1 pseudogene is annotated in these 468 nt (G+C 59.8%); it reads left to right on the top strand.

The window, feature by feature from the left end:
- Positions 1–363 (top strand): annotated as a pseudogene (locus tag EN914_RS37975) (glutamine amidotransferase); the annotation flags it as partial.
- Positions 364–468: the final 105 nt, after the last annotated feature.

Below are 468 nucleotides of genomic sequence, written 5' to 3'. Positions count from 1 at the left end.
CTGTCGAACCACAACAATGTCCGCCGCGAACTGATCCGCGAAGGCATGACCTTCGAAACCGAGAACGACACCGAGGTTGCTGCCGCCTATCTCTCGTCACAGATGGCGCATGGCAAGAATCTCGGCGAGGCGCTGGAAGGCACGCTCTCCGACCTCGACGGCTTCTTCACCTTCGTCGTCGGCACCAAGAACGGCTTTGGCGTGGTGCGCGATCCGATTGCCTGCAAGCCAGCCGTGATGGCCGAAACCGACCAATATGTCGCCTTCGGCTCGGAATATCGCGCGCTGACCAAACTGCCCGGCATAGACAATGCGAGGGTCTGGGAACCCGAGCCCGCAACCGTCTATTTCTGGGAGCATTGAGTTCATGCCGGCAACCACGCTTTCAAAAACCGCGGCACACGACCCTCGGGTCTTCGATCTCGACCAGTTGTCGCTGCGCGAACTCAACCAGGCGCTGCACAATCT

The sequence above is a fragment of the Mesorhizobium sp. M7A.F.Ca.CA.001.08.2.1 genome, from assembly GCF_003998455.1.
GTDB classification, from domain to species: domain Bacteria; phylum Pseudomonadota; class Alphaproteobacteria; order Rhizobiales; family Rhizobiaceae; genus Mesorhizobium; species Mesorhizobium ciceri.
Note: the sequence above shows the minus strand (reverse complement) of the source record. Positions and strands in the feature narration are given on the sequence as shown.